The organism is Micromonospora sp. NPDC048935 (assembly GCF_043197875.1).
In the GTDB taxonomy this organism is placed as follows: domain Bacteria; phylum Actinomycetota; class Actinomycetes; order Mycobacteriales; family Micromonosporaceae; genus Micromonospora.
In genome coordinates, this window is sequence record NZ_JBICTZ010000007.1 from 416,520 (window position 1) to 438,762 (window position 22,243).

General features: G+C 72.5%; 19 protein-coding genes. 8 read left to right on the forward strand and 11 right to left on the reverse strand.

Annotated elements, in window-relative coordinates; genetic code table 11:
• Window positions 1-86: 86 nt before the first annotated feature.
• Genes ACGFIW_RS21690 through ACGFIW_RS21705 form a run of 4 tightly spaced genes read right to left on the reverse strand, consistent with a single transcriptional unit; the run spans window position 87 to window position 2,463 of the window.
• Window positions 87-668, reverse strand: coding sequence for a hypothetical protein (locus ACGFIW_RS21690; protein WP_393318433.1), 582 nt, complete (start codon window positions 666-668; stop codon window positions 87-89).
• A gap of 57 nt (window positions 669-725) precedes the next feature.
• Complete coding sequence (locus ACGFIW_RS21695; RefSeq protein ID WP_393318550.1) at window positions 726-1,382, reverse strand: response regulator; 657 nt, start codon at window positions 1,380-1,382, stop codon at window positions 726-728.
• Window positions 1,379-1,681, reverse strand: a complete 303-nt coding sequence (locus tag ACGFIW_RS21700; protein WP_393318436.1) for a sensor histidine kinase — start codon at window positions 1,679-1,681, stop codon at window positions 1,379-1,381. The genes ACGFIW_RS21695 and ACGFIW_RS21700 overlap by 4 nt, the downstream gene beginning before the upstream one ends.
• A complete protein-coding gene (locus ACGFIW_RS21705) occupies window positions 1,678-2,463 on the reverse strand; it encodes a sensor histidine kinase (protein ID WP_393318439.1) in 786 nt (261 codons plus the stop codon). Before ACGFIW_RS21705 ends, ACGFIW_RS21700 begins: the two co-directional genes overlap by 4 nt.
• A gap of 255 nt (window positions 2,464-2,718) precedes the next feature.
• Here ACGFIW_RS21705 and ACGFIW_RS21710 point away from each other — a divergent pair, with 255 nt between their 5' ends.
• The 3 genes from ACGFIW_RS21710 (at window position 2,719) to ACGFIW_RS21720 (ending at window position 5,776) form a co-directional block, all read left to right on the forward strand.
• Window positions 2,719-3,348 (forward strand): TetR/AcrR family transcriptional regulator, encoded by a 630-nt coding sequence (locus tag ACGFIW_RS21710; protein ID WP_393318441.1) that lies wholly within the window; start codon window positions 2,719-2,721, stop codon window positions 3,346-3,348.
• 33 nt (window positions 3,349-3,381) lie between these two features.
• Window positions 3,382-4,875 carry an MFS transporter gene (locus ACGFIW_RS21715; protein ID WP_393318444.1) on the forward strand — a complete coding sequence of 498 codons (1,494 nt, stop codon included), beginning with the start codon at window positions 3,382-3,384 and terminating at the stop codon, window positions 4,873-4,875.
• Between the two features lie 109 nt (window positions 4,876-4,984).
• On the forward strand, window positions 4,985-5,776 hold the full coding sequence (locus ACGFIW_RS21720) for a maleylpyruvate isomerase family mycothiol-dependent enzyme (RefSeq protein ID WP_393318447.1): 792 nt from the start codon (window positions 4,985-4,987) through the stop codon (window positions 5,774-5,776).
• 41 nt (window positions 5,777-5,817) lie between these two features.
• On the opposite strand, the gene ACGFIW_RS21725 is transcribed toward ACGFIW_RS21720, so the two are convergent.
• On the reverse strand, window positions 5,818-7,017 hold the full coding sequence (locus ACGFIW_RS21725; protein ID WP_393318450.1) for an RtcB family protein: 1,200 nt from the start codon (window positions 7,015-7,017) through the stop codon (window positions 5,818-5,820).
• 577 nt (window positions 7,018-7,594) lie between these two features.
• Here ACGFIW_RS21725 and ACGFIW_RS21730 point away from each other — a divergent pair.
• Together ACGFIW_RS21730 and ACGFIW_RS21735 are read left to right on the forward strand one after the other, a co-directional pair.
• Window positions 7,595-8,998 (forward strand): glycosyltransferase family 39 protein, encoded by a 1,404-nt coding sequence (locus ACGFIW_RS21730; RefSeq protein WP_393318453.1) that lies wholly within the window; start codon window positions 7,595-7,597, stop codon window positions 8,996-8,998.
• Between the two features lie 519 nt (window positions 8,999-9,517).
• A complete protein-coding gene (locus ACGFIW_RS21735) occupies window positions 9,518-10,477 on the forward strand; it encodes a helix-turn-helix transcriptional regulator (protein WP_393318456.1) in 960 nt (319 codons plus the stop codon).
• A gap of 133 nt (window positions 10,478-10,610) precedes the next feature.
• Here ACGFIW_RS21735 and ACGFIW_RS21740 read toward each other — a convergent pair whose 3' ends face one another.
• Entirely contained in the window at window positions 10,611-11,918 is a 1,308-nt protein-coding gene (locus ACGFIW_RS21740) for an RICIN domain-containing protein (protein WP_393318459.1), read from the reverse strand.
• 157 nt (window positions 11,919-12,075) lie between these two features.
• Between ACGFIW_RS21740 and ACGFIW_RS21745 the strand changes: the two genes are divergently transcribed.
• Window positions 12,076-13,263, forward strand: a complete 1,188-nt coding sequence (locus ACGFIW_RS21745) for a spore photoproduct lyase family protein (RefSeq protein WP_393318461.1) — start codon at window positions 12,076-12,078, stop codon at window positions 13,261-13,263.
• Here the strand turns inward: ACGFIW_RS21745 and ACGFIW_RS21750 are convergent, their stop codons facing one another.
• Both ACGFIW_RS21750 and ACGFIW_RS21755 read right to left on the reverse strand, forming a co-directional pair.
• Window positions 13,264-14,121, reverse strand: a complete 858-nt coding sequence (locus ACGFIW_RS21750) for a M15 family metallopeptidase (protein WP_393318464.1) — start codon at window positions 14,119-14,121, stop codon at window positions 13,264-13,266.
• 67 nt (window positions 14,122-14,188) lie between these two features.
• Window positions 14,189-15,184 carry an acetylxylan esterase gene (locus ACGFIW_RS21755; RefSeq protein WP_393318467.1) on the reverse strand — a complete coding sequence of 332 codons (996 nt, stop codon included), beginning with the start codon at window positions 15,182-15,184 and terminating at the stop codon, window positions 14,189-14,191.
• Window positions 15,185-15,366: 182 nt separating this feature from the next.
• Here ACGFIW_RS21755 and ACGFIW_RS21760 point away from each other — a divergent pair, with 182 nt between their 5' ends.
• Complete coding sequence (locus tag ACGFIW_RS21760; protein ID WP_393318470.1) at window positions 15,367-16,401, forward strand: LacI family DNA-binding transcriptional regulator; 1,035 nt, start codon at window positions 15,367-15,369, stop codon at window positions 16,399-16,401.
• Between the two features lie 120 nt (window positions 16,402-16,521).
• Here ACGFIW_RS21760 and ACGFIW_RS21765 read toward each other — a convergent pair whose 3' ends face one another.
• From ACGFIW_RS21765 to ACGFIW_RS21775, 3 genes are all read right to left on the reverse strand, one after another.
• Window positions 16,522-17,361: a peptidylprolyl isomerase gene (locus ACGFIW_RS21765; RefSeq protein ID WP_393318472.1), complete on the reverse strand. Its 840-nt coding sequence runs from the start codon at window positions 17,359-17,361 to the stop codon at window positions 16,522-16,524.
• Between the two features lie 121 nt (window positions 17,362-17,482).
• Entirely contained in the window at window positions 17,483-18,694 is a 1,212-nt protein-coding gene (locus ACGFIW_RS21770) for a D-alanyl-D-alanine carboxypeptidase family protein (protein WP_393318475.1), read from the reverse strand.
• A 47-nt stretch (window positions 18,695-18,741) separates the two neighbouring features.
• Window positions 18,742-19,470, reverse strand: a complete 729-nt coding sequence (locus ACGFIW_RS21775; RefSeq protein ID WP_393318478.1) for a MerR family transcriptional regulator — start codon at window positions 19,468-19,470, stop codon at window positions 18,742-18,744.
• 166 nt (window positions 19,471-19,636) lie between these two features.
• Between ACGFIW_RS21775 and ACGFIW_RS21780 the strand changes: the two genes are divergently transcribed.
• Complete coding sequence (locus ACGFIW_RS21780) at window positions 19,637-21,931, forward strand: ATP-binding cassette domain-containing protein (RefSeq protein WP_393318481.1); 2,295 nt, start codon at window positions 19,637-19,639, stop codon at window positions 21,929-21,931.
• Window positions 21,932-22,243 lie beyond the last annotated feature (312 nt).

Below are 22,243 nucleotides of genomic sequence, written 5' to 3' on the forward strand. Positions count from 1 at the left end.
CGCGTCGGCCTGGACCCCGGCGAGCGCCCGCCGGTCATCCACCCGGGGCCGACCACCAGTCACCACGATCCGCCGAAGACGCTGTGCTAGGAAACCACGGCGTCACGGTGGCGGTGGGGACCTGGTACGCCCCGGGACTGCGACATCGACCGCAGCCCCAGATAGAGGAACGGCAACAGCAGGAACAGGTCCGCCAGGTGCGCGACGGACGCCTCCCGGGTGACGCGGCTCAGCGGGAACACGACCGCGCCCACGCTGACCATGATGCCGACCGGAAGCGGTGCCACGCGCACCCTGGCCAGCACGATGCCCAGGACGAACAGGCTGAGGGGAAACAGCGGCCCGCACGTCCAGTACACCGCGAACGCGGCGAACGGGTGCTCGCCGAGTCGTTCGACCGCGTCGGCGTGGGAGACGGCGAACAGTCCCTCATGGATGCTCTGCACGCCGTAGGCCACGCCGCCGATCGCGCCGAACACCGTTACCGGCAACCCGACCGCGACGTACTTCGGCGTGCGGGGCCGCAGCCGCTCGAACAACCCGATCAGCCCGATGAGCCAGCACGCGGTCGACAACACGATGATCGTGCCGGCGGTGACGCCCTGAGTGTCGTTCTGCCAGAAGAAGCCGGCGAGCAGATTCAGCGCCGGGCCCAGGATGAGAAACATGACCGGAACGCTACGAGCGGCGTATCCGTACCGGATCTGCCATCGGTGGGCGTCGACCTACCGCGGTCGCGGTAGACCGACAAGCCCGCTGCGGTACGCGAACACGACCAGTTGTGCCCGGTCCCGAGCCCCCAGCTTCGTCATCGCCCGGTTGGTGTGGGTCTTCGCCGTGGCCGGGCTCATCCTCAGCCGTTCCGCCACCTGCACGGTCGACAGGCCGTCGGCGACGAGGCCGACCACCTCCCGTTCGCGCGAGGTCAGGCTGTCGAGGCCCGGTACTTCTGGGCCGCTGGCGAAGGCGGCGATGAGCCGTCTGGTCACGGTGGGCGCCAGCAGCGCGTCACCGGCGGCGACCACGCGTACCGCCCGGCGCAGTTCGTCCGGCTCCAGATCCTTGAGCAGGAACCCGCTCGCGCCGGCCTGTAGCGCGGCGAAGACGTACTCGTCCAACTCGAATGTGGTCAGCACGACGACGCGTACGTCGGGCAACCTGGCATCGGCGAGGATGCGCCGGGCGGCCGTCAAACCGTCCGTGCCCGGCATCCGGATGTCCATCAACACGACATCCGGCCGGTGTGCTCGGGTGAGGGCGATCGCCTCCTCCCCATCGACCGCCTCCGCGACCACCTCGATGTCCGGCGCCCGCTCCAGCAGGACCCGGAAGCCCGCGCGTACGAGGTTCTGGTCGTCGGCCAGCAGGACGCGAACCGTCATACCGGCAGCCACCCCCGCACCTCGAAGCCTCCGCCGTCGGCCGGCCCCGCTCGAAGCCAACCGCCCAGCCCGCCGGCGCGCTCGGCCATGCCACGCAGCCCGTTGCCGGCTACCGGGACGCCGCCCCGCCCGTTGTCGCGCACCGTCACCGACAGCCCGTCGGGACGGTATCCGACACGCACCTCGATCTGGGCCGCACCGGCGTGCCGCAACGCGTTCGTCACTGCCTCTTGGACGATGCGGTAGGCGGTGGTCTCCACGGCCCGCGGTAACGCGCGCGGCACGCCGTCGCAGGTCACGACCGCACCTGTCGACTCGGCCAGCGCGGGCAGCCGATCGAGCGTGGGCGTCGGCGGCTCCGGCCGGCCGCCGGGGTGCCGTCGCGCAGCACGCCCACCGCCGCGCGTAACTCCACCATCGCCTCGCGGCTGGCCCGGCGCACCTCACGCAGCGCGGCTCGGGCCTGGGCGGGATCCTCGTTCAGCACGTCGGCCGCGACGCCCGCCTGCACCGACACCACGGCCAGGGTGTGCGCCGTGACGTCGTGGAGCTCCCGGGCGATGCGGATACGGTCCTCGACGATCCGCTGCTCGGCGGCCCGGCTCTGGTCGGCCGCCAGCAACGCCAGTTGGGTCCGGCGCCCGCGCACCACCTCACCGAGCAGCAACGCCGCGACGAATACCACAGTCGAACTGTCCAGCGACGCGTCGAACGGTCTCGCGCCGGCCACCGCCACCCGCCCCTGGGCGTCCAGGAGTACGAACAGGGCCGCGACGGGGAGACCCACGCGCCGCCGCGACGCCGCACCGACGGAGTACAGCGCGACCCACGCGGGCACCGACGGCGCGCCACCCGGGTAGTGGTTGATGTGGTAGGCCAGGTAGAGCCCGCCCACGACGATCAGCACACCGACCGGCCACCGCCGTCGAACGGGCAGCACCAACACCATCACGGCGGCAGCCGCGTACGCCCACAGGTCCGGCACTCGGTCACCCAGCGCCACCGGCGTCGTCGCGAGCCGGTACGCAGTCAGCACACCCACGGCCGCCACGATCATCGTCTCCACGACCCACCGCCGCATACCGCCAGACTGTACGGACTGCCAGACCCGACGACATACCACGAACGTGGTATCCGCCTCGCGGTCCAGGCTGGTACTCGGTCGACGCCGGCAGTTCTACGGACGGCGCAACGTCGACCACCCGATTCATCTGACGGACGTCAACCGGAAACGCAATCGTTTCCTTGTGGCGGTGCGACGCAACTCACGAAACCCTGCACGATCACACGAACGCGAACTAGGGTCAGTACGACATCGTTTCGCGGGGGGTGCGGCATGCTGGGTGGTCAGCAGGTGGGCGCGGGTGCCGAGGTTCCGGCCGCCCGGGTCCCCCGGTGCACCGGCAGCGGCCTGTTCGCCGTGGTCATCGACCTGCTGCGCGAGGTCGGCTTCGACCGGATGACCATCGACGCCGTCGCCGCCCGTGCCCACGTCAGCAAGGCCACCATCTACCGGCGCTGGGACGGCAAGGCCGAGTTGGTGGTCGCCGCCCTGCGCGACCGGCACGTGGGGGTGCACAACCCGCCCGACACCGGCACCCTGCGCGGCGACCTGATCGAGCTGCTGCGCGCCACGGCCGACATCTGCGTGGCCGACTGCGACCTGATGCAGGCGCTGACCTTCGCCATGCGGACCAACCCCGAATTGGAACGCCTGGTACGCCACCAGGTGCTGCCGGCCGGACGGGTGGCCAGCACCGCCATCCTGGTCCGTGCCGCCGCACGCGGGGAGATCCCGCCCGAGGCCGGCGAACGGGAGTTGTTCCACGATCTCGCGCCGGCGCTCACCCTGTCCCGCATCGTCGCGCACGGCCTGCCCGCCGACGACACGTTCCTCACCCAGGTCGTCGACCAGGTGCTCATCCCGGTCCTCCGCTACCAGCCCGACCGCCCCTCTCAGGCCTGACTCATCGACATCCGCGACACGGAAGGCTTCACCATGCCCGGAACCACCTCGACCGCACCTGGCGCACCCGGCGCCGGGGCGTCGACAAGCACGCCGCACCCGCGGCGCTGGATCGCGTTGGCGGTCATCGCGGTCTCGCAGCTGATGGTCGTCCTGGACGCCACCATCGTGAACATCGCACTGCCGCAGGCCCAGTCCGACCTGGGCATCACCGACGCGAACCGGCAGTGGGTGATCACCGCCTACACGCTGGCCTTCGGCGGGTTGCTGCTGCTCGGCGGCCGGATCGCCGACTACTGGGGCCGCAAGCGCACCTTCCTGGTCGGCATGACCGGTTTCGCGCTCGCCTCCGCCCTGGGTGGCCTGGCCACCACCGGCGGCATGCTCTTCGCCGCCCGCGCGTTGCAGGGTGCGTTCGGCGCGCTGCTCGCCCCCGCCGCGTTGGCGCTGCTCACCGTTCTGTTCACCGAGGCGACCGAGCGGGCCAAGGCGTTCGCGGTGTACGGCGCGATCGCCGGCGGCGGGTCGGCTGTCGGTCTGCTGCTCGGCGGGGTGCTCACCGAGTACGCCGACTGGCGCTGGTGCCTGCTCGTCAACATCCCGGTCGCCGCCATCGCCATCGCGTTCGCGATCCCGCTGGTGCCGGAGAGCCGGGCGCACGGCAACACCCGCTACGACGTGCCCGGCGCGGTCGTGGTGACCGCCGGCCTGGTCTCCCTGGTGTACGGCTTCACCAAGGCCGCCGAGGACGGTTGGGACGCCGCCGCGACGCTCGGTTTCATCGCCGCGGGCGTGGTGCTGCTCGCCGTCTTCGTGGTGATCGAGCTGCGCTCCAGCCACCCGCTGCTGCCGCTGCGAATCGTCCTGGACCGCAACCGGGGCGGGGCGTTCCTCACCTCCACGCTGATCGGCGCCGGCCTGTTCGGGGCGTTCCTCTTCCTGACCTTCTACTTCCAGGTGGTATTGCAGTACAAGCCCCTGGAGGCGGGTCTCGCGTCGCTGCCGGTCACCGCCGGTGTGCTGATCGCCGCGGGTGGCGCCAGCCAGCTGATGCCACGACTGGGCGCCAAGCCGCTGATGCTCGCCGGTGCCGTGCTCGCCGCCCTGGCCATGCTGGTGCTGACCCAGATCGACGTGGACACCTCGTTCCTCACCCACCTGCTGCCCGCCCAGGTGATCCTGGGCCTGGGGCTGGGCTTCACCTTCGTGCCGCTGTCCAGTCTCGCCCTGGTCGGGGTGCCGGAGCACGACGCGGGCGCGGCCAGCGCGACGCTCAACGCCACCCAGCAGGTCGGTGGCTCGCTGGGCACCGCGCTGCTGAACACCTTCTACACCAGCGCGGTCGCCGCGTACCTGGTCGGCCGTGCGCCGAACCCGGTCACCCAGGTCGACGCCCTGGTACACGGTTACCGGGTGGCGTTCGCCTGGGGAGCGGCGCTGATCGTGCTCGCCGGACTGGCCACCCTGGTCCTGGTGAAGGTCCGCAAGGAGGACGTCCCGACCGGCAACACCGTGCACATGGGCTGAGCCCGACCGACGTGGCCGCCAGCCGGGCCGCTCCGAGCGTGGGGTGGACCGGTCGGCGGCCACGTCGGGTAGCGTCCGACCATCGTCGAAAATCCGTTTGAGGAGATCCATGTCAACCCCTGCTGACCAGATCATCACCGCTCTGCGCGCGGGCCACGAGGAGCTTGCCGCGCTCGTACGGGACCTCAAGGAGGACGACCTGCTCCGCCCGTCGGGGGCCAGCGAGTGGCAGGTCTCCCAGGTGCTGAGCCACCTGGGCAGCGGCGCCGAGATCAACCTGGCGACGCTGGACGCCGCCCGCACCGGCGCGCCCGCACCGGACGCGGACTTCAACCCCGGCGTCTGGGCGCGCTGGGACGCGATGTCCCCGGCCGAGCACGCCGCCGGGTTCCTCGCCGCCAACGAGCGGCTGGTCGAGGCGTACGAGGCGCTGGACGCCGAGACCAGGGCCTCGCTCCGGATCGACCTCGGTTTCCTGCCGGCGCCGGTCGACGTGGCCACCGCGGCCCGGTTCCGGCTCAGCGAGTTCGCGCTGCACCAGTGGGACGTCGAGGTGGCGTTCAACCCGTTCGCGGCGGTGACGCCGGATGCGGTGTCGCTGCTGCTCGACCAGGTCGCCGGCATGCTGGGCTGGACCAGCCGGCCGCAGGAGCTGGCCGGGCGGGAGGCGACCCTGCTGGTTCGCCTGCACGCGCCGGAGCGGACGTTCGGGCTGCGGCTGGGCGAGAAGGTCGAGATCGTCGACGCGCCGGCGCAGGCCGACGGTGAGCTGACCGCACCCGCCGAGGCGTGGCTGCGGTTGGCGGTCGGCCGGCTCGGCTCCGCGTACACCCCGGAGGGCGTGCGGGTGACCGGCCCGCTCACCCTCGACGACCTGCGCCGCGTCTTCGTCGGCTTCTGAGCGTCGCCGCGCGGGCCGGTCGACCCGGCCCGCGCGGCACGTCAGCCCTTCACGCAGACCACCTGCTTGAGGTGCGCCACCACCTCGACCAGGTCGTCCTGCTGGGCCATCACCTCGGTGATGTCCTTGTACGCGCCGGGGATCTCGTCGACCACCCCGGCGTCCTTGCGGCACTCCACCCCGGCGGTCTGCGTGGCCAGGTCCGCCGTGCTGAACGTCCGCTTGGCCTGCGCCCGCGACATCCGCCGCCCGGCCCCGTGCGAGGCCGAGCAGTACGCGGCCGGGTTGCCCCGACCCCGCACGATGTACGAGCCGGTGCCCATCGAGCCGGGGATGATGCCCAGGTCACCCCGGCCCGCCCGGATGGCGCCCTTGCGGGTGACAAGCACGTCCACCCCGTCGTAGCTCTCCTCGGACACGTAGTTGTGGTGGCACGAGATCGGCTCGTCGTAGCCGACCTGCGGGAAGTGCTCGCGCACCACACCGCAGAGCAGGGCCAGCATGACGGCCCGGTTGCGCCGCGCGTACTCCTGCGCCCACCACAGGTCCCGCCGGTACGCGTCCATCTCCGGCGTGCCGGCGAGGAACACCGCCAGGTCCCGGTCGGGCAGGTCGGCGTTGTGCGGCAGCCCCCGGGCCACCCCGATGTGCCGCTCGGCCAACTCCTTGCCGATGTTGCGGGACCCGGAGTGCAGCATCAGCCACACCCGGCCCTCGTCGGCACCGCCCTGCTCCAGGCAGACCTCGATGAAGTGGTTGCCCCCACCGAGGGTGCCGAGCTGCCGCCGCGCCCGGGTCTCCAGTTGCGCCACCCGCCGGTCCAGGCCCGCGAAGCGGCCCCAGAAGTCGTCCCAGCCGGCCTGCTCCAGGCCACGGATCCGACGCGGGTCGACCGAGTCCTGCCGCTGGGCGAAACCGACCGGGATGGTGGCCTCGATGGCGGACCGCAGCCCGGCCAGGTCGTCCGGCAGGTCGGCGGCGGTCAGCGAGGTACGCACCGCCGACATGCCGCAGCCGATGTCGACGCCGACCGCGGCCGGCGAGACGGCCTGTCGCATGGCGATCACCGAGCCGACCGTGGCGCCCTTGCCGAAGTGCACGTCGGGCATGACGGCGACGCCCTGCACCCAGGGCAGCGCGCCGATGTTGCGCAGTTGCCGGGCGGCCTGCGGCTCGATGGCGTACGGGTCGGTCCAGACCCGGACCGGTGCCCGGGTACCGGCGAGGGGGGTGAATCCCATCGTGGTCTCCTTCTGTCGTGCGGTGACCGATAATGATCAAGTCTTGTCCGGCCGGGTCGGGCTTCGGGGGCGGATACGAAACGGCCGCCCGATCCCGGTGGGATGGGCGGCCGGCGGACGCGTCAGCGTCGGCGTCAGTCGCGCCACCCCGGCTCGTTGCCCCGCAACGCGCCATCGGCACAGGATGTGGCAGTGCCGAGCACAGACGCGCCGGCAGGAAGCAGGCGCCGGGCGGCATCGGTGCGGATGCGTCGCGGCACGGCGTACTCCCTCCGGGTGTGCTCGGTCGAGGTTGCACCGACGAGACTAGGAGGGCTGCGGCGCGTCCGCAATGGATATCGCCGCCCCCCCGGGCCGTCGACCGCCTGCGCGCCTGTTCACCGTCCGTCCGACTGCGCGACGTGCCGCGCTCACCTGGCGCGGCTAGCTTCGCGCGGGCACTGTCCGCCCCTGTTCCGGGAGAGCCACCATCACCACCACCTGGCCGTCGCACCGCACCGGCACGGTCGACACCGCAGCGGACCTGACGGGCAAGGACGCGGGTCGGAGGGCGTACGGCACGGGGTCTGGTTGGGCGGTGCTGAGCGGGGTGGTCCCCGCGCTGGTGGCGCTGGTGCTGGGCCGGTGGCGGCTGACCGGTCCGGCGCTCTGGGCCGACGAACTGGCCACCTGGGGCGCGGTCCGGTTGAGCTGGTCGCAGCTCTGGCAACTCGCCGGCTCGGTGGACGCGGTCCTGACGCCCTACTACGCCCTGATGAAGGCGTACACCGCCGTGGCCGGCACGTCCACGGCCGCGTTGCGGCTGCCCTCGGTCGCCGCCATCACCGTCGCCACGGTGGTGGTGACCGCGCTCGGGCGTCGACTCGGCGGCACCGCGACGGGCCTGTTGGCGGGGCTGCTCTTCGCGATCCTGCCGGTGACCTCCCGGTACGCGCAGGAGGCCCGGTCCTACGCCCTGGTGATCCTCGGTGCCGCTGTCGCCGTGTGGTTCCTGGTCAGCCTGCTGGAGGAGCCCAGGCGCCGGCACCTTGTCGGGTACGCCTCCGCCGTCGGTCTCGTCGGGCTCCTGCATCCGCTCAACGGTCTGCTGATGCTCGCGGGTCACGCCGTCGCGGTCGGCTGGTGGCAGCTTTCCCGAAGTGCCCAGGGCTGGCGGACCGTGCGGCGGTGGGTGGCGGCGGCCGGTATGGGAGTGCTGCCGGCGCTCGTGCTGTCCGTCTGGGGCTGGGGGCAGGCGGCCCAGGTGTCCTGGATCGCGCTCGTCAACCTGGCCGCCCTCCAGGCGTTCCCGGAGCGGCTCTTCCACTCCGCGGCCGTCGGCGGGCTCGTCCTCGTCCTCGCGGTTCTCGGCGTGCGTCGTGCCCCGGCGTCCGTCTGCCTGGCCGGCGCGGCGTTCGTCCCGCTGGCGCTGCTGTTGCTCGCCGGCACCCACCTGCACGTCTGGGTGGCCCGCTACGTGCTGGTCGTGCTGCCGGCGCTGGCCGTCCTCGCCGCGTCCGCCCTGGCCCAGGCCGGGCGGTCGTCGGCAGTCGTCGCGGTCGGCCTGGCCGTCGTCCTGGCCTTTCCCGCACACGTCGCGGTACGCGCCCACGCCGGTCACAGCCAGGACTCGTACCGCATCGCGGCGGTCATCGGTCCCCGCTACCGACCCGGCGACGTCGTGGTGTTCCCGGACAGCCACCCGAGCATCCCCTGGTCACCACGCGACATCTACGAGCGTTACCTGCCCGCCCCACGCCCCCCGGACGTGCTGCGCGTCGCCCCGCAACGCAGCGACGGCCGGTTCCTGGCGACCGAATGCCCGGACGCCACCTGCCTCGGCACACCACCGCGCGTCTGGGTCGTCGGAGCCGATCCCTCGGCCGACCCGCTACGCGACATGGTGCCCGGCAAGCGGGAGCGCATCAGCGCCGGCTACCGGGAGGCGGAGCGCTGGCGGTACCCGCTGCTGAGCATCACCCTCCTAAAGCGCAGGACGTGAGACCCCCGGCGAGCACGTGCGCTCGCCGGGCGGATGTCACCCTCGCTCAAAGCCCGCTCGCCGCAGCCCGGCCCAGGCGGATGTCACCCTCGCTGCCTGTAGAGCTGCCCCGCAGGTGGGGCAGCGCCACAGCGCCACAGCGCCACAGCGCATCTGCGCATCTGCGCACACGGCATCGCACCGCCACAGCGCCTACCACGGCGAAGCGGCTTGACCGGGTCAGCCCGCCGCGCCCGTCACCGCCGGCACTCGGTCCGCCCCACCCACGGGGCAGCTCTACACGTCACGAACACCTCGTGTCCAACCCACCGATCGGACCAACGGACTCCAGACACAACCGTCACCGCCGGCACTCGGTCCGCCCCACCCACGGGGCAGCTCTACAGGGTCCGAGGACCTAGGTCGAATCCCGGTCGAGCCGAGGCGGCGCTCCGGGCACGACCGACCCAGGACCCGCAGGCGCGGCGGCGGACCGTCGGCGAGCCGGGCTCCCGGGAGCCGTAGGGCAGACTCGCGGGCATGGTGGAGACCTCGGTGCGCCTGCTGCGGCTGCTGACCCTCCTACAGGTCCGCCGGGAGTGGTCCGGCGCGGAACTGGCCGACCGGCTGGCGGTCACCACCCGCACCATCCGCACCGACGTGGAGCGGCTGCGGGTGCTGGGCTACCAGATCGAGTCCCACCCGGGGGTCGCCGGAGGTTACCGGCTCGGCGCCGGATCGGCACTTCCGCCGCTGCTGCTCGACGACGACGAGGCCGTGGCGGTGGCCGTCGGGCTGCGGGCCGCCGCCGGCGGTTCGGTGACCGGCATCGAGGAGACCTCGCTACGCGCGCTGGCGAAGCTGGAGCAGTCGTTGCCGTCGCGGCTGCGGCACCGGGTCGACGCCCTGCGGGCGGCAACGGTCTCGGCTGCGGGCGGTGGCCCGACCGTGGACGCCGACACGATCACCACCATCTCGACGGCGGCGCACCGGGCGGAGCGCCTGCGGTTCGACTACGCCGGGCACGACGGCACGGCCACCGTGCGCGACGTCGAGCCGTACCGGCTGGTCTACACCGGGCGGCGCTGGTACCTGCTGGGCTGGGACACCGACCGGGCCGACTGGCGCACCTTCCGCGCCGACCGGATCCAGCCCCGGGTGCCGACCGGCCCGCGCTTCACACCCCGGGAGCCGCCAGGTGGCGACGCGGTCGCGCACGTGCTGCGCGGCGTCGGCTCCGCCGCCTGGCCGCATCCGGCACGGGTACGCCTGCACGCGTCGGCGGACCAGATGGCGCAACGCATCCCCAGCACGGCCGGCCTGCTGGAGGCGATCGACGAGCGGACCTGCCTGCTGCACACCGGTGGGGAGTCGCTGACCAACCTGGCCGCCTTCGTCAGCACCCTGGAGGTCGACTTCGACGTACTCGACCCGCCGGAGCTGCACGCGGTCGTGCGCGCCGTCGCCGCCCGGTTCGGTCGCGCCGCTCAGGTGTCGTAGCTGCCCCGCTTCGGCCCCGCCACCATCGTCCAGTGTCGTGGTGACGGAGCCGAAGTACCGATCCCTGATCGTGCCGTCCGATGAGGCGGGGCGGCAGACGGGCTCGTCGGGCCGGGCAGGTTACCGGGCGAGACTAGGACTGCGGCACCAGCCGGAACGACTGCGCCGCGGTGCCGTTGCAGGCGTACTGGATGAGCTGGACGCTGTCCGCCGTGGACGCGCTGGGCACGTCGAGGCACTTGCCGCTGAGCCGGTTGACCAGGCGGTAGTAGCCGCCGCCCTCGGGCTCGGCACGCCACTGCTGGTTGGTGCCGTCGCTGTAGGACCAGAGCTGGATCGGCGCCGAGTCGGCGGTCGAGCGGTCGGTCACGTCGAGCACCTGGGCGGCGTTGGTGCGGTTGTTGACCCGCAGGTAGCCGCCGCTGGTCGGCACGAACTGGTACTGCTGCGCGGCGCTGCCGTTGCACGCGTACTGCTGGATGGCCGTGCCGTTCGCGCTGGCGGCGGCCCGCGCGTCCACGCACTTGCCGTTGCCTCGGTTGACCACGGTGTGCCAGGCCGTCGGCGAGATGTCGCCGGACGGCGGGGGCGTGGTCGGGGGGACGGTGCCCGCGCCGGCGAGCCAGTGCAGCCCGTCGATCAGCAGCTGGTTCTGCTGCGCGCTGTCGAACGTGGACGACAGCCCGGTGTTGGTGCTGTAGTTCATCGCGTTGTGCCCGAAGTTGGCGTAGAGCATCTTGTACTGCCGGTTGCTCCACACCAGCGGGTAGTAGCCGCCGTACCAGGACTGGTTGGGGTCGGTGCCGACCGGGAAGCTGGATGCGTCGACCGAGGCGAGGATGTCGATGTTCGGGTTCTGTCGCAGGTCGTTGCTCCAGGAGTACCACTCGCTGATCGACGAGGGGAACGTCGCGGGCAGGTTGCGGGTGGCGGGGTGGGTGCGGTTGTCGGCGCGCATGGTGACCCGGGTCGGCCCCCAGGTGTTCGTCTGGAACGAGCCGGAGCCGAGGAAGGTGTTGTAGTACCAGCTCCAGCTCGACGGGTTGTCGGTCCACGCGCTGACGTGGAAGCCCAGCCACGCCCCGCCGTTTTGCATGTACTGCTGGAACGCGCCGCGCTGCGCGGTGGGCGGCGCGTCGTCGAGGAACATGACGACCTTGTACTGGGCCAGGTTCGCGGTGTTCAGCAGGCTCCAGTTGTTGGTGGCCTCCCAGGAGAAGCCGTACTGGGCGGCGGCCTGCGGGAACCAGGCGCGGGCGTCCTTGACGAAGTCGATGTGCGCGGCGTCCCAGGTGCCGTTGTAGAAGGCCAGCACCTTGAACGTCGGCGCGGCCTGCGCACTCCGCGAGGCGTTGACCGCGAGGCCGGCGCTCAGCGCGACGACCAGGGCGACGAACAACGACAGGATTCGTCTGGTACGGGAGGAGAGTTCTGCGATCACCTGATCGTCCCTTCGGTGGGGACGCGCGCCGCCGCGTCGACCTTCATCTGTTCACAAGGTTTACAGATAGACGAAAGGTTATGCGGTGTCACCGGTGGCGTCAATCGCGCGTCGGTCGATCGGGTGGGATTCCTGCGACAGCGGGTACCCCGGCCGGATGACCAGCCCGGATGCCGTCGACGTCGACCAGCCGCTCGCCGTCGACGTGCCCGCCGCGCCGCACGATGCCAGCGGCGAGTGGGTGCCGACCCGTGACCTCGCCGGGCTCGCACCCGCGGCCCGGCCGGCCCGCCGCTGGACCCCGCGTCGGGTGGTGGCCACCCCGGCCGCACTGGACCACCCGCACGGCCAGCGGATCGTCGAGCGGGTGCGGGCACAGGGCATCGAGGTGGAACACCTGCGCTCCAACCGGCTCACCGGGGTACGCGGACCTACCGACCGGGAGACGTACGCGCGGGCCAAGGCGACCATGGCGATCGTGGTGAGCCCACCCTCACGGCGCACCCTGCAACCGATCGCGCCCAGCGCCGACTGGCGGGTCGACCTCGCCGAGGGCTGCCCGGCGCACTGCCAGTACTGCTACCTCGCCGGCTCGCTGTCCGGCCCACCGGTGACCCGGGTGTACGCGGACCTCGACGACATCCTGGCCGGGCTGGCCGCGTACGCCGGGCGTGGGACGGTGACCAGCCGCAACGCGCGGCGCGCCGACGAGGGCACCACCTTCGAGGCGTCCTGCTACACCGACCCCCTGGCGCTGGAGCACCTGACCGGGAGTTGGCGGCGGGCGGTGGAGCACTTCGCCGGCTGGGACGCGCCGGTGCAACTGCGCTGGACCACCAAGTACGCCGACGTGGACACGTTCGTCGGCCTGCCGCACGCCGGCCGCACCCGGGTCCGCTTCAGCGTCAACTGCGCCCCGGTGAGCGAGCGCTTCGAGGGCGGCACCGCCCGGGTGCCGCAGCGGCTGGCCGCGCTGCGCCGGCTCGCCCTCGACGGCTACCCGGTCGGGCTGACCATCGCCCCGATCATCGCGATGCCCGACTGGCGGAACCGCTACGGCGAGTTGCTCGACGAGGTCCGCGCGGCGGTCGACGGGGTGCCGGAGCTGGACCTGACCGCCGAGCTGATCACCCACCGGTTCACGCCGGGCAGCAAGGAGGTGCTGCTCGGCTGGTACCCGCGCACCCGGCTGGAGATGGACGAGCAGTCGCGCAGCCGCAAGCACGGCAGGTTCGGCGCGGTGAAGTACGTCTACCCGCGCGACACCATGGCGGAGCTGCGCGCCTGGTTCGCCGCCGAACTCGCCGCCCGGGTGCCGGCCTGCCGGATCCTCTACTGGACCTGATCACCCGACCGACGGGCGGGCGACCGGGGCGGCGAAGAACGTGTCCGGGTACGGCTCGTCGCGCAGGCTGTAGTGCCACCACTCCCGGTCGTAGTTGACGAAGCCGGCGTCGGTCATCAGCCTCTGCAACAACCGCCGGTTGTCCCGCGCCGTCCCGGTGATCCGGGGGTCGGCGGTGTGCGCGCGGGAGTCGAAGCAGTCGAAGCCCGTACCCATGTCGATGCTGTTGTCGGCGAAGCGCCGCGCCCGGGGTGCGGTGCAGGCGACAAGCGGCTGCCCGGCCCGGTACGCGGGCTGGCCGGCGGCGGGCTCGTCGACGAGCGTCAGGTCCATGGTGCTGCCGCGGCTGTGCGCGGTGGGTGCCCCGATGTAGCCCTCGGCGAAGAGCCGGTCCTTGGCCACGTCCGGGTAGAACTCGGCCTTGGTCTGCTGCTCACCGGGGCGCTTCGACCAGGCGACGAAGTCGTCCACCGCCGGCTGCGGGCGGTAGCAGTCGTACACCTTGAGGCTGTGCCCACCGGTCAGCGCGGCGTCCTGCACCCGGCGCAGCGCCTCGGCGGCCTGCCGGGTGAGCAGGCACAGCGGCTCGGCGTAGCCGGCGATCGGGCGGCCGACGAAGTTGTGCGCCGTGGCGTAGCGGATGTCGGCGTGGATGCGCGGGTCCAGGTCGGTCAGCACCACGAACCCCGGCAGCGGCGGCGCGGCAGCGGTGGCGGACACGGTGGGGGCGGGGTTCGGCGTGGGGGTGGTGCTGGCGGGCGTCGACGGTGGTGCGGCCGGCGCGGGGCGGGGCTCCGGTCGCGAACAACCACCCAGCAGCGCGGCGAACGCGAGCACGACGGCGATGCGGTGGCGCACGAGTCCTGTCTATCAGCCGCGTCCGGCACGGGGTGCCGGATCAGCCAGCCCGGCACCCCGTGCCGACTCAGCCCCGCCCGGCACGCCGTGCCGACTCAGCCTCGGTCAGGTGGTCGCGGAGGAAGACCAGCGCCGCCTCGTCGTCGTCGATCCCGCCGGCCTCGTGGCCGTTGTAGCGCCACACTGCCAGCTCGGTCGGCCCGGCGTGCGCGTTGACCGCCGCGTAGACCGTCGAGGGCGGCACGATGTCGTCCATCAACGCCACCGAGTACTTCGCCGGGCGGCGGCAGCGGCGGGCGAAGTTGACCCCGTCGACGTACGCGAGGGTGGTCAGCACCCGCTCCTCGGCGTCGCGGTGGATCGCCAGGTAGTCGCGGATCTCCCGGTAGGGGCGGGCGGCGGTGGCCACCACCGCGCGTGGCATGTCGCAGAGGAACGGCACGTGCGCGACCACCGCCCGCACCCCGGGTGCCAGCGCGCCGGTGGCGAGCGCCAGCCCGCCGCCCTGGCTGTGCCCGAGCACCGCCACCCGGGTCGGATCGACGAGCGGCAGGGTCCGGACGGCGTCCACCGCCCGGACCGCGTCGGTGATCAGCCGCCGGTAGTAGTAGGTCTTCGGATCCGTGATGCCGCGGGTGGTGACGCCTGGCGCCTCGGGGCCGGCCTCGCCGAGGTCCGGGGTGTCGCCTCGGCTCCATCCCGAGCCCTGCCCCCGGGTGTCCATCTGGAGGTGCGCGAACCCGGCCGCCGCCCAGAGCAGGTTTTCCAGCGGGTGCCCACGCCCGCCGCCGTAGCCGGCGAACTGGACCACCGTGGGCAGGGCCGCGTCGGCGCCGCGGGGCACCCGCAGCCAGGCTCGCACGGTCTGGCCGGCGAACCCCGCGAAGGTCACGTCCAGGACGTCGATGCTCGTCAACTCGGTCGCGATCGGCTCGGTCCGGACCGGCCAGCCGGCGTCCCGGGCCTCCGCCAGGGTGCCGGCCCAAAAATCGTCGAAGTCCGTCGGCTCCCGGACGATGCCCCGGTAGTCGCGTAGCTGTTCCTCAGGTAGATCGGTGTACATGCCGCCCTCGGTCCGCGAACTTCCGGAAAGCTTCCGCAACTTTGCCGAACGCTAGAACCGACCTGGCATGTCGTCAACCCCCGTCGGTGAGGCAAGATGACGCGTGGAACGGGCACACCGTTCCGGGATCCTCGGTTGACGACGCTCGTGGTCGTTCTTCCGGCTCGGTGAAGGAGACGCGGGTGGGCGCGGACGACGGACGCAGGGTGACCATCACCGCGATCGCACGGGAGGCCGGGGTGTCGGTGCCGACCGTGTCGCGGGTGCTCAACGGTCGCTCCGATGTCGCCCCGGGCACCAGGGAGCGGGTCGAGGAGTTGCTGCGCCACCACGGCTACCGGCGTCGCACCAGCCGCAGCGTCCGCCGCGCCGGCCTGGTCGACCTGGTCTTCAACGACCTGGACAGCCCCTGGGCCGTGGAGATCATCCGGGGTGTGGAGGATGTCGGGCACGGCGCGGGCGTCGGCACGGTGGTCTCCGCGATCCACCGACAGCCCACCGCCGCCCGGCAGTGGCTCCAGAACCTGCGCACCCGGGCCACCGACGGCGTCATCTTCGTGACCTCGCACCTGAGCCCGCCGCTGCACGCGCAACTGCGCCGCCTCAACGTGCCGGTGGTGGTCGTCGACCCGGCCGGCGTCCCGGCCATGGACGTGCCGACGATCGGTGCCACCAACTGGGCCGGCGGGATGGCCGCGACCGAGCACCTGCTCGCGATCGGGCACCGGCGCATCGGCCTGGTGGCGGGGCCGACGCACCTGCTGTGCAGCCGGGCGCGGCTCGACGGTTATCGGGCCGGGTTGGAGAGCGCCGGCGTGCCGGTGGACGACGTGCTGATCTACCCGGGCGACTTCTACCACTCCTCCGGGTTCGCCGGCGGAACCGCGCTGCTCGACCTCGCCGATCCGCCAACCGGCATCTTCGCCGCGAGTGACCAGATGGCCTTCGGGGTCTACGAGGCCATCCGGCGCCGAGGGCTGCGGGTGCCCGACGACGTGAGCGTCATCGGCTTCGACGACCTGCCGGAGGCCCGCTGGGCGTCGCCACCACTGACCACTGTGCGCCAACCGTTGGTCGAGATGGGACGGCTGGCGGCACGGACCGTGCTGCGCCTGGCCCAGGGCGAGGGCATCGACTCGCCGCGGGTGGAACTCGCCACCGAGTTGGTCGTCCGCGACAGCACCGCCCCACCGTCCGGCTCGCCCGGCCCGTCGTGACGGTCGGAACCGGGTCGGAGACCGGGTGGACCTGTTCCGGTCCGATCCCGAAAATTTCGGGTGCCGGGGTGATCACGGCGGCGCGGTGAGCGACCGGGGGTCGCCCACCGTGCCGCGCGGTCAGTGGTGGTGGTGCGCGCGGACGGCCTGGCGAATGGTTACCGGCAGCGCGGGCGCGCCGTCGACCGGTGCCGGGTCCTCGGCGGTCGGTGCCACTCCCCCGGCGGCGATCCGGTCCAGGGTGGCCAGCCCGGCCGCGTCGACCTCGCCGAAGATCGTGTAGTTCGGCCGCAGCGCCGAGTTGGCGTAGACCAGGAAGAACTGGCTGCCGTTGGTGTCCGGCCCGGCGTTGGCCATGGCCAGCACACCCCGGGCGTACACCCGGCGCTCCCCGGTCGGGTCGGTGGGTGCCGGCGGGAGGTCGGTCGGCAGTTCGTCGCGGTACCGGTATCCCGGGCCACCCTCGCCGGTGCCGGACGGGTCACCGCACTGCAACACACTCAGTGTGGGGTAGGCGGTGAGCCGGTGGCACGGGGTGCGGTCGTAGAAGCGCTTGCCGACCAGGTGCAGGAAGCTCTGCACGGTGCACGGCGCGGCGGACCGGTCCAGGGTCAGCCCGATCGGCCCGTGGTTGGTCTTCAGGGTCACCCGGATGCTGCCCCGGGCCGGTGTCCGTCGCGGGTCGGGTGGCAGCGGCACCGGCCGGGCCGCGGGCTCGTCAGGTGTCTCGGTGTACGCGCACGGGCCGTGGGTGGTGCGCGGCGGTCGGGTGGCGGCGTCAGCGGTGGTGGACGACGCGGCGGAAGCGCCCACCGGCGCGGCCGGCGCGGCGACCGCGCTCGCGGACGCCCCGACGACAAGCGCCCCGGCGAGCACTGTCGCTCCCCCGAGGCGGGACAGGGCGCGCAGCGGTCGGCGGGGTGCCGCCACGCCGGGGCGCGGTTCGAGTTCACTCGACACGGTGATCCTCCTGGACTCGTGGTGCCAGAACGACCGGAGTCTATGGAGACCCGCGTCCGATGTCGATCCGTCCGGGCAACCGCCGGCCCAGCGCAGCCGCCGACTCTGTGCGGTCCGCGGCTCAGGGCATCCGGCGGCGACGCCGCCACAGCAGCCCACCCCACAGCGCCAGCACCGCCGCGCCGCTCGCCGCGGTCACCGCCCACCACCACCCCGAGCCGGTACGCGCGGGCCCGCTGGCCGCCGCCCGCCGGGGCGCACCGGGTGCCGCCAACGCGGACGGCGCCGCCGACGGCGTGGCGGTCAACTCCCCCGCCTCGACCAGCCGGCCGACGGAGGCGTCCCGGGGCAGTGTGAAGCCCCAGTCCAGCAGGGCCGCACCCTGCTCCCAGCCGCGCATCGGCGCCGACTCTGCGCCCAACAGGGTCACCACCAGACGCCGCCCGCCGCGTTCGGCCGCACCCACGAAGGTGTGCCGGGCCAGGTCGGTGAAGCCGGTCTTTCCCCCGAGCGCACCCGGGTACCGGTAGATGAGCTGGTCGTCGTTCTGGATCTGGAAACCCTTGGTGCGCTGCGCCGCCTGGGTGGGAATCTCCGCCTGCTCGGTCAACACGTACCGGCGGAACGTCGGCTCGGCGAAACAGGCCCTGGCGATCAGCGCCAGGTCGTACGCGCTGGTGAACTGGCCCCTGCCGTCCAGCCCCGACGGGGTGACCGCGTGCGTCTGCAGCGCGCCGAGTCGGTGGGCCTGCTCGTTCATCGCGCGTACGCCGCCGGCCGCGCCGTCCGCCCCACCACCCAGCCGGGCCAGCACGTTCGCGGCCTCGTTACCCGAGTTGAGCAGCAGGCCCAACCAGACCGTCTCGATGGTGTAGCGACCGCCCGCGACCAGACCCACGGCGGAGGAGCCGGGCTCGATGAGCATGTCGTCCTCGGTGACGGTGACCGTCTGCTTCGGGTCGAGCCGGGGCAGCATCGTGGCCGCCAGCAGGAGCTTCTGCACGCTGGCGGGCGTGCCGTACTCGTGGGGGCCGCAACCGCCGAGCACCTGGCCGCTGTCCAGGTCGGCGACCAGCCACGACGTGGCCGTGATCGCCGGTGGCGCGGCGGCGTCGGCCGGCACGACCAGGCCGCTCGTGTCCAGCGCCGCGCCGCCGACCACCCGCTGCTCGGGCACGGCGGGCGGGGGCGAGGGCCGGGGCGGACGCGACATCGCCGGGGCCGGCACCCGCGGGCAGCGCACGGGTGGCCCGGCCGGCGTTCCCGCGGCGGCGACCGGCGCGGGAGCGAGCAGGATGGCGGACGCCGTGGAGGCCAGCAGCGCAGCTCTCATGTGCCCGACCCTAGTCAACAAGATCGCCCGGCGGGACGGGATGACTGTCAACCCGCGTCGCCGCGAGCGCGCAGGTAGTCGTACAGGGCGGCACTGCCCCGCAGCCGGCGCAGGCCGCGCGCGTGCAGGTCCTGCTCGCGGCGGGCAAGCTCGGCGCGAACCCGCTGCGGGCTGCCGGTGGTCCGCAACTCCCCCAGCACCGCCTCGATGATCTCGAACGGGTACGCGCCTCGGCGCAGCAACGCGATCACCTGCGCGGCGCGTAGTTCCGCCTCGTCGTACACCCGGTAGTTGGTGCCCGGGGTGCGGCGCGGCCGCAGCAGCTCGCGCTGCTCCCACAGGCGCAGCTGCGAGGTCCGCACCCCGACCAGGGTGGCGACCTCGCCGATGCGGGCGCCATGACGTGCCGCGGGCCGGGCCGCCGGTGGGCTGGCCAGCACCGTCTCGAAGGCGCCGAGGACCCGACGGATCTCGGCGCGTTCCCGGTCCAGCTCGGCATGGCCGCCGTCGAGCGCCGCCAGGGCCGCCGGCAGGTCACCGGAGTGCACCGCGGCCATGATCTCCCGGGTACGGCTCCAGCCGTGCCCCTCGGCCAGCCGCCGTGCCACGGCCAGCGCCCGCGCGTGCTCGCTGGTGAAGATCCGGTAGCCGCTCGGGGTACGCCGCACCGGCGGCAGCACCCCCAACTCGACGTAGTTGCGCACCTGCTGCACCGAGATCCCGACGGTCGCCGCCAGGTCCACAGCGCGTAACCGTTCCTCCGGGGCGACGTCCACGCCAGCCACCGTACCGCTTACGTCGTGATTTGAGACTTTCCGGGGCGTCCCGCCGCTCCCCCCGCTGCAATGTCGCCGAAAGTCTCTATGTGGGGATGAATGAGACAATGGAACCCGTCAGCTTCGGCGGGGGACGAGTCCCGCCACGACTCTGTGAAGGGTTCGCATGTCGCAGCCAGCATGGTCCGCCGCCGACAGCCACGACCTGATCGAGGTACGCGGAGCGCGGGAGAACAATCTCGCAAGCGTCTCGGTCGACATCCCCAAGCGCCGGTTGACCGTCTTCACCGGCGTCTCCGGCTCGGGCAAGTCGTCGCTGGTCTTCGGCACCATCGCCGCCGAGTCCCAGCGCATGATCAACGAGACCTACAGCGCCTTCCTCCAGTCGTTCATGCCGAACCTCAACCGTCCGGACGTCGACTCGCTGCGCAACCTCAGCGCGGCCATCGTCGTCGACCAGGAGCGGATGGGCGTCAACTCCCGCTCCACCGTCGGCACCGCCACCGACGCGTACGCGATGCTGCGGATCCTCTTCAGCCGGCTCGGTGACCCGCAGGTCGGCGGCGCCGGAGCGTTCAGCTTCAACCTGCCCGAGGGCATGTGCACCACCTGCGAAGGGCTGGGCCGGGTCACCGACCTCGACGTGCACCAGTTGGTCGACGTCGAACGTTCCCTCAACGACGGCGCGATCACCGCGCCCAACTTCGCGGTCGGCTCCTGGTACTGGCAGACCATCGTCGGCTCCGGCCTGTTCGACCCGGACGTCAAACTCCAGGACTTCACCCCGCAACAGTGGGACGACCTCCTCCACAAGCCGTCCACGAAGATCAAGGTGGGCAGCAACAATTTCACGTACGAGGGCCTGGCGGTCAAGGTCAGGCGGCTCCTCCTGGCCAAGGACCGCGAGTCGATGCAACCGCACATCCGTGCCTTCGTCGACCGGGCGGTCACCTTCACCACCTGCGGCGACTGCGGCGGCACCCGACTCAACGCGGCGGCCCTGTCGTCGCGGATCGCCGGGCGCACCATCGCCGACTGCTCGGCCATGCAGATCAGCGACCTGGCCGCGTTCGTCCGGGGCATCGACGATCCCGAGGTGGCACCGCTCGTCGCCAACCTTCGCGACCTGCTGCACTCCCTCGTCGAGATCGGGCTGGGCTACCTCAGCCTGGACCGCGAATCCGCGACCCTGTCCGGCGGCGAGGCGCAACGGGTCAAGATGGTCCGGCACCTCGGCTCCAGCCTGTCCGACGTCACGTACGTCTTCGACGAACCCACAGTCGGCCTGCACCCGCACGACATCGCCCGGATGAACGACCTGCTGCTGCGGCTGCGCGACAAGGGCAACACCGTGCTGGTGGTGGAACACAAGCCGGAGACCATCGCCATCGCCGACCACGTGGTCGACCTCGGGCCGGGGGCCGGCACCGACGGCGGGCGGATCTGCTTCACCGGCGACGTCCCCGCGCTACGCCGCTCCGACACGCTCACCGGCCGGCACCTCGACCACCGGGTGACCCTGCGCGAGGCGGTACGCCAACCCACCGGTCAGCTCGCCATCCGCCAGGCCGACCTGCACAACCTGCGCGACGTGGACGTGGACATCCCGCTCGGGGTGCTCACCGTGGTCACCGGTGTGGCCGGCTCCGGCAAGAGTTCGCTGATCCACGGGTCGCTGCGCGGCCGATCCGGGGTGGTCATCGTCGACCAGTCCCCCATTCGTGGGTCCCGACGCAGCAACCCGGCCACCTACAGCGGCCTGCTCGACCCGATCCGTACCGCCTTCGCCAAGGCCAACGGAGTCAAGGCGGCCCTGTTCAGCGCCAACTCCGAGGGCGCCTGCCCAGCCTGCAAGGGGATCGGGCTGATCTACACGGACCTGGCGATGATGGCCGGCGTCGCCAGCGTCTGCGAACGGTGCGAGGGGCGGCGCTTCACCGACGAGGTGCTCACGTACACGCTGCGCGGCAAGAACATCAGCGAGGTGCTGGCCATGTCGGTCACCGAGGCGTACGCGTTCTTCCCGGGTGGTCCGGCGCACCTCATCCTCGGTCGGCTGGTCGACGTCGGGCTGGGCTACCTCAGCCTCGGTCAGCCGCTGACCACCCTGTCCGGCGGGGAACGGCAACGACTCAAGCTCGCCATCCACCTGGCGGAGAAGAGCACCACGTACGTCCTGGACGAACCCACCACCGGCCTACACCTCGCCGACGTTGACCAACTGCTGGCCCTGCTCGACCGGATGGTCGACGCCGGCAACACGGTGATCGTCATCGAGCACCACCAGGCGGTCATGGCCCACGCGGACTGGCTCATCGACCTCGGCCCGGGCGCCGGCCACGACGGCGGGCAGATCGTCTTCACCGGCACGCCCGCCGACCTGGTCGCCCATGGTGACACGCTCACCGCCACCCACCTGCGCGAGTACGTCAACGCGCCGGCAGTGGTCGGCCAGAGGTAATACCGCCGACCGCCGCGCCGCCGACCGGTACAGCGCGGAGGCGGTGCGGCGGCGGCGCGGCAGCGCGGCGCGTTGCCGGTGCGCTACGGCGCGGTGGCGCGGTGCGGTGCGGTGCGGCGGTGCGGTGCCGGCGCGCTACAGCGCGGTGCGCTGCGGTGGCGCGCTGCGGCGCGGCGCGGTGCCGGTGCGCTGCGGCGCGGTGTCGGTGCGCTGCGGCGCGGCGCGGTGTCGGTGCGCTGCGGCGCGGCGCGGTGTCGGTGCGCTGCGGCGCGGCGCGGTGTCGGTGCGCTGCGGCGCGGTGCGGTGTCGGTG